Annotated in this window: 9 protein-coding genes; 6 read left to right on the forward strand and 3 right to left on the reverse strand. The window is 62.8% G+C overall.

Features of this window, described 5'->3' with window-relative positions:
* The first annotated feature begins 581 nt into the window (after positions 1–581).
* From ltrA to H6718_00145, 6 genes are all read left to right on the forward strand, one after another.
* Positions 582–1,901: a group II intron reverse transcriptase/maturase gene (gene ltrA, locus H6718_00120; protein MCB9583766.1), complete on the forward strand. Its 1,320-nt coding sequence runs from the start codon at positions 582–584 to the stop codon at positions 1,899–1,901.
* Between the two features lie 446 nt (positions 1,902–2,347).
* A complete protein-coding gene (locus H6718_00125; GenBank protein MCB9583767.1) occupies positions 2,348–2,680 on the forward strand; it encodes a hypothetical protein in 333 nt (110 codons plus the stop codon).
* 12 nt (positions 2,681–2,692) lie between these two features.
* On the forward strand, positions 2,693–3,085 hold the full coding sequence (locus tag H6718_00130; protein MCB9583768.1) for a hypothetical protein: 393 nt from the start codon (positions 2,693–2,695) through the stop codon (positions 3,083–3,085).
* A 797-nt stretch (positions 3,086–3,882) separates the two neighbouring features.
* On the forward strand, positions 3,883–4,374 hold the full coding sequence (locus tag H6718_00135; GenBank protein MCB9583769.1) for a hypothetical protein: 492 nt from the start codon (positions 3,883–3,885) through the stop codon (positions 4,372–4,374).
* A 222-nt stretch (positions 4,375–4,596) separates the two neighbouring features.
* Complete coding sequence (locus H6718_00140; protein MCB9583770.1) at positions 4,597–4,902, forward strand: hypothetical protein; 306 nt, start codon at positions 4,597–4,599, stop codon at positions 4,900–4,902.
* A 163-nt stretch (positions 4,903–5,065) separates the two neighbouring features.
* Entirely contained in the window at positions 5,066–5,473 is a 408-nt protein-coding gene (locus H6718_00145; protein MCB9583771.1) for a hypothetical protein, read from the forward strand.
* Between the two features lie 110 nt (positions 5,474–5,583).
* On the opposite strand, the gene H6718_00150 is transcribed toward H6718_00145, so the two are convergent.
* The 3 genes from H6718_00150 to H6718_00160 all read right to left on the reverse strand — a co-directional run bounded on the left by H6718_00150 (position 5,584) and on the right by H6718_00160 (position 7,186).
* The gene (locus tag H6718_00150; GenBank protein ID MCB9583772.1) at positions 5,584–6,078 is read right to left on the reverse strand and encodes a transposase; all 495 of its coding nucleotides are present in this window, start codon (positions 6,076–6,078) and stop codon (positions 5,584–5,586) included.
* 232 nt (positions 6,079–6,310) lie between these two features.
* On the reverse strand, positions 6,311–6,760 hold the full coding sequence (locus H6718_00155; GenBank protein MCB9583773.1) for a hypothetical protein: 450 nt from the start codon (positions 6,758–6,760) through the stop codon (positions 6,311–6,313).
* A gap of 78 nt (positions 6,761–6,838) precedes the next feature.
* Entirely contained in the window at positions 6,839–7,186 is a 348-nt protein-coding gene (locus tag H6718_00160) for a hypothetical protein (protein MCB9583774.1), read from the reverse strand.
* Positions 7,187–7,207: the final 21 nt, after the last annotated feature.

The following is a 7,207-nucleotide window of genomic DNA, read 5'->3' on the forward strand; positions in this document are numbered from 1 at the left end:
TCTCGTGCGCCAGGTGAAGCCTGGTGGAGGTGAATGTGTGAACTGAAACCTTCTTCGGAGTCCCGCGGGTGACCAACCCCGCCCGGCCAAGGTGGTCCACCAGCCGGAAGCGAGTCTTGCGTGGTGCAGGGGCGACCCTGGCTGCGAAGCGTAGACAGTGAGCAGATGAGCTGCGTGATTGAGCCTCGAAAACGAAGTAGTGGCGAGGGCCGACGTGGTGAGAGACACGGAAGGCAACATCGACGGCGCTGCATGGACATGGCGCCGCTGACCTCGTCGGGGTCAGAGCGCGGAGCGCGTCTGCTATCGGACTCCCCAGGAACCTGGGAGATCTCGACGCCTCCTCGGAGACGAGCCGCTGGCGGGCGCGGCATGCGAAGCCCGGCGGGGAAGGCGCATCCTCCGACCCCGCGAAGCAAGTGGGTGCAACCGAGGTACCACCGAGCGAAGGAAACGAAGCGAGGTGGGACGGGCGTCGAGAAGTCGGAGCGAGCCGTAGTACCGAAGAGGGCGGGGAACCAAACCGCAGGGACCCGTCGGAGGGAAGGGCGAGCCGTGGTGCGGAACTGCTGCGAGGACCGATGACCGAGACGAAGAGCTCGACCTTCATCTCCCCTGGATTGCAGTGGGTAGCACGGAAGGCAACGGAGCATCCGGAGTGGGTGTTCACCACTCTGGCACATCATATCGACCTGGACTTGCTCCGTGAGGCGTTCCGCCGCACGCGCAAGGACGGAGCGGTTGGCGTGGACGGCGTGACCGCCGCGGAGTACGAGGGCGACTTGGAGGCGAACCTCCAATCGCTGCTCGACCGCGCGAAGTCGGGCTTGTACCGCGCTCCCGCGGTCCGCCGCGTCCATATTCCGAAAGGTGATGGGCGGATGCGGCCACTGGGCATCCCGACGTTCGAGGACAAGGTGCTGCAACGCGCAGTGGTGATGGTTCTGGAAGCGGTGTACGAGCAGGACTTCCTGCCGTGCAGTTTCGGCTTCCGGCCCGGCCGCTCAGCGCACGATGCACTGCGGACGCTGCGAGAGGGAGTGATGTCGCTGGGGGGTGGCTACGTGGTGGAGGCAGACATTCGTGACTGCTTCGGCACGCTTGCGCACCACCATCTTCGGGAGATCCTGCGCCAGCGGATGCGTGACGGCGTGCTGACGCGCCTGATCGGCAAGTGGCTGAATGCGGGTGTGCTGGACGCCGGGAGCATTGTGCAGCCGGAATCGGGTACGCCTCAGGGTGGGGTGATCTCACCGATCCTCGCGAACGTGTACCTGCACACCGTGCTCGACGTGTGGTTCGAGACGATGGTGAAGTCGCGTCTGCGCGGACGAGCGTACCTCGTCCGTTACGCCGACGACTTCGTGATCGTGTTCGAGTACCGCGACGACGCGGAGCGGGTCTATGCGGTCCTGCCGCAGCGGTTTGCGAAGTACGGCTTGACGCTCCATCCCGAGAAGACGAAGCAATTGAACTTCGAGCGCCCCGGTGACGGCAGCGCCCCCGAGGGTCCCGAGAGCTTCGACTTTCTCGGTTTCACGCACCTGTGGCAGCGCTCGCTGCGTGGCTACTGGGTCGTGAAGCAGAAGACGGCGGCCAAGCGCCTCCGCCGCGCCCTGAGCGCCGTGGGGGTCTGGTGTCGCCAGAATCGCCATCGGCCGGTTCGAGAACAGCACGCGACCCTGAGCCGCAAGGTCAAGGGCCACTGCGCGTACTACGGGATCACGGGTAACTCGGCGGCACTCTGGCTCTTCCGGAGCGGACTGCTCAAGCTGTGGCGAAAGTGGCTCATGCGCCGCTCCGCCTCCGCTCGCCGACCATGGGAATGGTGGCTCGCCTTCTGTGCGCGCTATCCGCTGCCCCCCGCGGTCGCCATCCACTCGCAACTTCGTCACCAGTGAGACCGTGCCACGAAGAGCCGGATGCGGGAATCCTGCACGTCCGGATCTGTGGGAAGCCAGGGCTGGCAACAGCCCTGGCTGACCCGACTCCCTCCCTGAGCAAGGTCTTCCCGCAACCGTCGAACCCGTTGCCCTCGGAACCGAGCCTCTTCGCGAGGTCTTCCTCGGCATGCGCGGCTGCCGGTTGCAGAGAGCAATCCTGGAGTTCTTCCTCGAGCACGGCGCGATCGACTTCGACGAACTCGGAGTTCGCCTTGGAGTCGCGCGCCGACTCCTCATCAAGGCCAGTGCTCGGCTGGCTGCGCGGCTGCGAAGAAAAAACCAGAAATCCCTGCGAAACCCGTCCTCTCGATCAGCCTTGGGGATGGAGCCGAGGTGAAACCCGCGCGGCGCGGGCCACGGACTCCAGTTCGGTCCAGACCACCCGTGCCCCGGAGCATCGCGCAATGTACATCGGACAGTTCCTCCCCAACGGCGCGATCATCTTCAGCCCTTGGTTCCCGAGGGAAGCGGACAACGCCATCTTCACCTTCGAGACCATCGACAACGATGGGTCGGGAAGCCTGACAGTGGACGTCTACCACAAGAACACCGAGGACCCGGGCCCCGGCGCAGCGCTCAGCGCAACCGCGGCCTTCTCTGCGATCGGATCCACCAACTACAAGAGTGGCCGGTTTGTCGGCATCAAGGAGATGGTGCGCTTCCGCTACACGGGGTCCGGGGGATGGGTGATCTTCCGGATGCTTCACCCTACCTGGTTCAACACGGCGGTTGCCTGAGGAGAAATGGACATGGATCTTCCCGGAACTCGCTTCTTCAAGGGCGACAGCATCTACGGCCCGTGGATCCCCCGCGAGGGCGACAACCTGATCTTCCGGATCGAGAAGGTAGACACCAGCCCCGCCAGTGGCAGTTCCGTCGAGGCGACGTTCACGATCTACACGAAGGACTCGGAGACGACGGGTGACGGAAGCGTGATCAGCGGCGTGAGCATCGTGATCACGGATGGAACCGCTCAGTTCTCCGAGCTTCTGATCCAATCGGTGACGTCGGGCACGCCGTTCGGGCTCGATGAGCTCGTTCGCTGGAAGTGCGTCGTGGGCGGCGACACTGATGGCGAGTGGCTGTTACTGCGGCTGTTCCCGGCGGTGTTCTTCGACGACGCGGACGGAACGAAGACCTAGAGGAGGGAAGCATACGAGTGGACGTGTTCGGTAGCTTCCCGGGTGGGTGTGGGTACCCCGGCTATGACACTGGGGGAATGTTCCCGCCCCGGGGTCCTTGGGAGTACCCGAGGTGTTGAGACTCCTGGGACCCCCCCCGGGGCGGGGGCGGACGAACTACAGGCGGGCCAACCCGGCCAGGGCCGATTACTCCGGGTGGAGGAGGGTATCGCAAGCCAACCGACACGCTCCCGCCGGTGATAGAAGGCCCGAAGACGCCTGATGGAGGCGTTGAGAAACCTCCGCGTGGTGGAGGTTGGCGGAGTGCAGGGGAAGCACGGCCGCAGGCTCAGTTTGGTTCAGCCGATGTTGCAGCTGGTTCTTCCGTATGGGATTCGGCAAGTGCTGGGGGTACATTCTCCGGCCGGGCTTCGTCGTGTTGTGGTGCGTGCACCGCAGGCGTTTGCAAGGGGGGAGCAGGAGATAAGTACGCCTACTCAGAGACTTGGGATACTGCTGCGCTGGGGGCAGCGGGCCCTAGTCACTCGTTCGTGGGCACTACCGGCTTTGGTGCAATGATGTCAGGCTTGACGGGGGCTTCGATGTCTGGCGGCGGATTCCCGGGCCTGCCGTATACTGGTTTTGGCAATGGGACGAACACCAGTACTTCGAAGAAGTGTCCACCACCGCGCACCACAGGATGTTGCTGTGAAGTCGTTTCCTTGAAACTAGTTGATGGCACTGGCAAACCACCCAAGCAAGACGCGTCACCCAATACGCCCCCAGAATTGATGGCTAGGATCGCTAACACGCCCGTAATGCTGCAAAATCGTGCCGTCGGCGGGATGGCTGTAGGACCAAAATTCAAGTGGAAGGTAGTCTTGGAAGCGAAAGGTAAGGGACTTCCATTCCTCAATTGCAAGCTACAGTACATAGAGACTTCCAATATAGACCTGCCAAGTATTGGCGTGAAAGCCGGGGTGCCGCTTGACTCCGCCAATACTCCCGAAGCAAAACAAGATCGCAACCCCAACACCACGATGGGGGCCTGGAACGTGAACACGGGTAAGTGCGAAAAAACGACGTTCGACATTCCCGATTTCCCCTCTCTTCCGCAGAGATTCGCGAAAGGCAAGGGTACAAATTGGAAGTTGTTGATTGAAGTGCGAGTCACGTCAGGATGCCCACCGGGGCGCACGCTAGTAAGACGTATCTTGGTGGAAATATTTATGTTGGGCGCCTTTAACACCGGAGGAGTATATCCTATGGACTGGGAGTACTTGTCGCTGCCCAATCCAAGATACCCATAGTTGCTCCGGATTATCCAGTTTCTCATGCACAAGACACACATCAAACTCGCGTGCTCCGTCTTGTTGTGCGGCTCTTGCTTGAGCCCACATTCTGACGTATCGCAAGGAGCAGGGTCCACTTTGAACGACACAGAAAGTGTTAGTCTGCGCGGGAGGTATGGAGAGCGTTGTGTTATTACTCCGACGTCAATTACATTCTCCGACGTAAAGGGGGTTGTGCGAATGCGCGGCGTCGTGCAGGACCAAAAGGTTTCGGTCACGCTGCGAGATGCTGATGGACGAACCGGATTTCATATCGACTTGGACCGGGAAGGTGTAGCAGCGAACATTGGGAGAAGCAGCGATTATCACGTGAATATCGGATCATCAGCGCGCGGATGTCACATGGGCGTCTGGGACTCGCAGATTCTTCGCGTCGTGATGCAGGCGGTTAGTCAGGCTGTGAGTGCAGAAACAGTCAAAGACCGAGCTTTTGTCGAGGTAGTGGATGACAAGGGCGCTGCGGTGTTTACGACAAGAGGAAAGTAGGGTCGGAGCACTCGGTAGCGACCATCTCGTCGGGTGTGGCTCCCCCACATTGAGCAAGGCTGACGCCGGGGTGGCAGCGCTTGTGCCATCCTGACGATCCGAGCACAAGTATTTGTGTAAAAAGTACTTGTACAAACGTGCGCCCCTCCCTATCGGATGCAGGATGCAAACCAAGCGTCCTGGGAGGGGCGCCGCACGAGAGTACGTCCTCGTGAAGGTGCCAGTTGAACACAAACAACTCGCCGAGTCGATGCAGAGCCTGGTGAACACCATGGTGGCGGTGGCGGGGTCGAACAGCGGCGGTCGCACAGTGAACTACGCGGAGACCGAGAGGGTCATCGCCGAACAGACGGCAGCTGTCGAGCGAGAGGTGCATGCCGGGTTGCTTCGTGCGCTCGATGCGACAAGCGACGAATCTGGGTCCGAGGCGCAGAGTACGCCAGGTTCGGGCGCGAGCCGGGCACGTACTTCACGATGGCAGGCCCGGTCGTGGGAGCGGGCGGCGTACCGCCAGGTCGGAGTGCGGAACGGACCGATCCTCGACCCGATCAGGCTACGCACCGGTGCCTAGGGTGTGGCTCTCGCATTGAGCAGCCGCGCCGTTACCGTCCTGCCCGCGCCGACCCGGATCGCGGCGTGCAGTGAGTAGCCTTCATGATCGGCACAGAGCTTCTTCGCGGGTCACGGCCGGCGATCCGGGACCGCATCGCCGAACAGGAGCACGGTCTGCCCCGAGCGCCGGCCGAAGGGGATCAACCCCTGCACGGCCGCGGCGTGGTGGGTCGCCATCTCGTCGAGGTCATCCCCGGACTCGTCGCTGAGGGCGGCATGTTCGTCGAGAAAGCCGCGGCGGTGGAGGTGGCCGAAGACGAGCGAGCGGATGTGGCGGACCATCCAACGGACGTCCCCGTCCTCGAGGTGGCGCGCAGCGTGGAAGGTCAGTGGTTGCCTCAGGGCGCCGACTCCCGTGTAGACCCCGTCGAGGAACAGCCCGTGGAAATGGACATCCAACCGGATCGCCGAGTCGAACCGCTGCACCTGGATCACCGACCCGCAGCGGCCGTCGGGCCGGCCGGCCGCCTTGGCGCGCCGGATGTAGAAGGAGTGGATCGCGCGAGCGAAGATGCCGCGGACCTCCCGGCACAGGTCGGGGTGTCGGGCCAGGAGGAAGCGCACGCCGTGGGGGAGACTCAGCACCCACTGGCGGACCGGTACCTCCCTCGACGGGGAGGTCATCGAACCCGGGCGGCGGTGTGCGCACGTTGTCGGTCATCGCATCATCCTAGCTAGCACGACGTCGTGGATCGTGAAGCGCCCATGCGGCTGCGTCGACCAAGGCTGGCTAACGTCGTGCCGCTCAGCTGCCGCGCGAGGCGCGGTCAGCTGCTGCGGCTTGTTGGACAGCATGTCATCCTGCGCACTCGTAGTCGAGACCCGGGCTCTCGTCGATCCTGGTCTCAACGTGCTGGAAGGCGCGAGTCGAACGAACGAACTGCGTGAACTCGTCGAGTTCGCTGATCGAGTGACACCACTTGTGGCCGTCGCCCAGCGAGCGGAGATCGTCGGTCGGCTCGAGCCTGAACGTGAGGTGGAGCTGCCAGATGTCCTCGTCCTCGCCGCTTCGGCACAACTGGCGTGTGATGTCGAACTCGAACTTCGGACCATCACCCCAGTCGTAGGTGCCCCATTGAAACAGGAGCATGTCGCCGGAGGACTCCATGTCGCAGTCCTCCGCACGGACATCGCGATAGAACGACACCATCGCCTCAACGGCGGAGCCCGGAGTCATCGAGGCTACCTTTGCGCCTCGCGCACCCACGAAGCTGACGAACTCGTGCTTTGCGTCGTGGGTGTTCACGCGGCGTCTGTCCAACGTCCATGGCGATCAGCCGCGGCGCGAAGCGCCGTCGGCTGCATCGGCTGGTTGGGTGGCATTCTAGCCGCCGGCATCCTCCACCCTCCGAGCGAAGTCTGTCGGTTGCGCCAACGCGTGTCGCACAACGACGGCGTGGTCGGCAGCGCCGCCAAGAACGATGACGACACTCGATCGGCACGAATCCTCGTAGCGCTCATCGGGAGAGGTGCTGCGCAAGAAGAACCAGAGCGCGTCCTCAAGCGACTCGTCCGCGTGCCATGTCGTCATCACGACGGAGTCGTCCGCGGGGTCCGGATCCTTGCCAACGAGGATCTCGTCGAAGATGTCGTGAACACGCTCGCATCCGGGACCCCACGCACAAAGGTATACGCAACCGGACGCAAGCACTTGCTCGGCTATGTGCGACACGGTCTCGACGCTCTCCTCAAG

Source organism: Polyangiaceae bacterium (assembly GCA_020633205.1).
In the GTDB taxonomy this organism is placed as follows: domain Bacteria; phylum Myxococcota_A; class Polyangia; order Polyangiales; family Polyangiaceae; genus JAHBVY01.

What these genes read in the sequence shown, in the direction of transcription:
- ltrA (MCB9583766.1), top strand. Translation starts at nt 582, where the DNA reads ATGACCGAGACGAAGAGCTCGACCTTCATCTCCCCTGGATTGCAGTGG.
- H6718_00125 (MCB9583767.1), top strand. Translation starts at nt 2,348, where the DNA reads ATGTACATCGGACAGTTCCTCCCCAACGGCGCGATCATCTTCAGCCCT.
- H6718_00130 (MCB9583768.1), top strand. Translation starts at nt 2,693, where the DNA reads ATGGATCTTCCCGGAACTCGCTTCTTCAAGGGCGACAGCATCTACGGC.
- H6718_00135 (MCB9583769.1), top strand. Translation starts at nt 3,883, where the DNA reads ATGCTGCAAAATCGTGCCGTCGGCGGGATGGCTGTAGGACCAAAATTC.
- H6718_00140 (MCB9583770.1), top strand. Translation starts at nt 4,597, where the DNA reads ATGCGCGGCGTCGTGCAGGACCAAAAGGTTTCGGTCACGCTGCGAGAT.
- H6718_00145 (MCB9583771.1), top strand. Translation starts at nt 5,066, where the DNA reads ATGCAAACCAAGCGTCCTGGGAGGGGCGCCGCACGAGAGTACGTCCTC.